This window comes from Eubacterium ramulus, assembly GCF_003122485.1.
GTDB lineage: Bacteria > Bacillota > Clostridia > Lachnospirales > Lachnospiraceae > Eubacterium_I > Eubacterium_I ramulus_A.
In genome coordinates this window covers 1-3,039 of record NZ_JRFU01000226.1, presented here as the reverse complement: position 1 = coordinate 3,039, position 3,039 = coordinate 1, and the positions used below count along the sequence as shown (strand labels likewise).

2 protein-coding genes are annotated in these 3,039 nt (G+C 39.6%); both read right to left on the bottom strand.

The features are described from left to right. Positions 1–406: 406 nt before the first annotated feature. Complete coding sequence (locus LG34_RS15920; RefSeq protein WP_109216951.1) at positions 407–2,044, bottom strand: sensor histidine kinase; 1,638 nt, start codon at positions 2,042–2,044, stop codon at positions 407–409. Positions 2,045–2,154: 110 nt separating this feature from the next. After that, positions 2,155–2,826 carry a response regulator transcription factor gene (locus LG34_RS15915; RefSeq protein WP_109216950.1) on the bottom strand — a complete coding sequence of 224 codons (672 nt, stop codon included), beginning with the start codon at positions 2,824–2,826 and terminating at the stop codon, positions 2,155–2,157. Positions 2,827–3,039 lie beyond the last annotated feature (213 nt).

The window sequence follows — 3,039 nt, the reverse complement described above, 5'->3', positions numbered from 1 at the left end:
TGAATCTTTCAAGGTTATTTCACTGTTCAGTTATCAAAGTTCTTTGTTTGTTGTCTTAGTGACAGCTCATTTATATTATCATAAACATTTGTCGTTGTCAACAACTTTTTATTTTATTTGAAGTTGTCTGTTTCACTGTTTTTCAACAGCTCATTTAGATTAGCACATTTGTCATATCCTGTCAACAACTTTTTTATTTTTCCTAACAAAAGTTTTGTATTTCAAACTGCCGCAATCCTTGCCGTTTTCCTTACCTTTCCTTTTGTCAGTGCCGCCGCATCAGCGACAGCTTGCTTATAATAGCACTCGTTTTTCCATAAGTCAACAGCTTTTTCCTCATTTTGACAAAGAAAGACAATTCCATAAATTTACAGAATTGTCTTCCTTTTCACGCATTCTTTTATCCTTACTTTTTGAAAGGGAGTTTGAAATAAAATTCTACTCCTCTTGTAACATTATGAACCCCATAGGATGCACGATGGGCTTTTAGGATCACTGCACTGATCGCCAGTCCCATTCCCGATGTTCCTTTGGTTTCATTTCTGGAACTGTCACCTTTATACATCGGTGTCCAGATTTCCTTTATCTGATCTTCCGGTATCTGAGCGCCCTCATTATATACGTTCACTGTCCCCGGAGCGATCGTAAAACGAATCACTCCATTTTCCTTACAGAACCGAACCGCATTTGATATAAAATTATCCAAAACCATCATGATCAGTTTTTCATCACATCTGGTTGTCGTATTTTCTGCGCTGTCCCAGATCACATGCAGGTTCTTTGCTTCAATCTGCCCTTTATAATGGACACAGCTCAGTTCCATCATTTCCTGCAACGAACAGTCTGTCTTATTTAATTCACAAAAAGAATCACTAAGTCTTGTATATGAAAGCATGGACATTAACAGATTGTTCATATGGTCTGCTTCTTTTTGCACCATTCCGATATAATGTGCCTGTTTTTCCGGATGAATTCCTTCCTCAAGGCATTCCGCACTGTTTTTGATCACTGCTGCCGGTGTTTTCATTTCATGCGCCATAGCATTAATGAACGTATTTCTTAACCTGGCTAACTCCCTTCGTTTTTTCTGCATATACAGGGCAACAACAATCAGAAATGCGGCAATTCCCTGACCGATCAGCCAGATTGGAATCATATAATTTCGAAACGTCCCATCATGTGTTGCCAGATAAATCGTATCTGCATACATATTAATCTCATAACTGCTTAAATTATATCCATCTATCTCTCCTGTAGCAAACGCCTGACACTTTCCCGGTGTATTGACCAGAACTGACTGCACAGAATTATCCGGCATGTATACTACCAAATCCATGCTGCCGGTTTCCAGTGTAACATTTTCTGACAATGTTCCATCTTCAATACTGTTCAGGTCCGATACACGATATACCATGTTTCTCACGCCTATCTGTCTGCCCGTGATACTTGCCGTATAATATCTATGAATCGTACTTGTAAAATACACCGTCCGGATAATAAAATTGTCCCCGTTGTAATATCCTTCCATTTTCTGAACCGCTACATGTCCCTGTTCCTGCTTATAAAACCGTTTAAAATCCTCCAAACCAGTCAATGTCAGATCCTCAAACCAATCTCCCAGAGAAATCCATTCTCTATTCAATTCATTCGTTTCTTTGTCATAAGTCGTCCAGATACATCCCACTTCCGGAATATTCAGTTCATATCGTGCTTTATCTGATTCATCCAAAAATTTCACATCTACTCCGATTTTACTATTCCACGTAATGTCATCCCGATATGGCAAAATATCTTCCAACCCCATATAAACCGATTCTGACATTTTCTCCCCGGTCTTATTGATGCTCGTATTCACAATTTTTTCAACCAGAGACTGGATATCCTTCACTTCCAGCTTCAATCTTGACTTCCAGTTCTCCGACGAAAAATGAATCAATAATCCAGTAGCCGCCAGCGCTACTCCAAGAAAGACGATCTCAATATAAAATGCGATTCGATATTCTTTCCATATTTTCTTCTTCCACAATTTTTTTAACTTCTTCATACCATCCCCCCTGTCATCACAAATTTTCAAAGTTCCTTGAGCCTTTTTTCATTTCGTTTTTCCATAGATCATTTAACACTATCTTTCACTATATCTATAATTTTTAAGGTTCATTGAATCATATTTGCTTCAAAAATATATCCCTTTTTCACGATCGTGCGAATACAGCTTCCGTAATCCCCCAGTGCTTTCCTCACATTTTTCACATGCGTATCCACTGCACGGTCATTTCCTGTATATTCATAACCCCAGAGTTTTAAAATAATCTGCTCCCGCGTCAGAATGCGATTCGGATTTTTGAAAAAATAAGATAACAGACGATAGTCCAGAGACTGTAATTCCACCGGTTTTCCATCACAGAAAAACTGCTGTCGCTCCTCATTCAAAACAAGCCCTTTTTGAACCTCATACTTTTGCCCCCGCTGATATCGCTCCAATACTGCCTGGCATTTCGCCAGAAGCACCCGCAAAGAAAATGGTTTCAAAATATAATCATCGGCTCCAAGTTCATATCCCCGCAGCTGATCTTCCTCCAGCACACGCGCAGTCAGAAAAAGCACCGGCACCGATTCCCGCTCCCGGATTTTTCTGCAAAGCGTAAATCCATCCATTCCCGGCATCATAACATCCAGCAAGATCAGCTGATAACTTTTTGTCAGCACCATTTCCCATGCGTCCTCCCCATCTGCCACGGCATCTACTTCATATTCATGCTCCGACAGAAAATCCGTGATCAGCTCACGTAAATTGTCATTATCTTCTGCCAGTAAAATTCTGTTCATCTCAAAGCCCCCAATACACTTCTTTTTCGTTGTATTTATTGTACCATAACGATATGTATTCTTTATGTACTTTTTTGATAGTTTTGAAAATAATAGAAGATTGGATTAATTATCAAAGGATATTCGCAATCCGCCTTCGCTACTTGCTCATAACCAAATAGCTACTTCGCAGCTTATCAGAAGGGGCTTGCACCCCTCCTGATACAAGCAAGT

Excerpts from the sequence above, each read along its gene's own strand:
- LG34_RS15920 (WP_109216951.1), bottom strand. The coding sequence starts at position 2,044 with ATGAAGAAGTTAAAAAAATTGTGGAAGAAGAAAATATGGAAAGAATAT.
- LG34_RS15915 (WP_109216950.1), bottom strand. The coding sequence starts at position 2,826 with ATGAACAGAATTTTACTGGCAGAAGATAATGACAATTTACGTGAGCTG.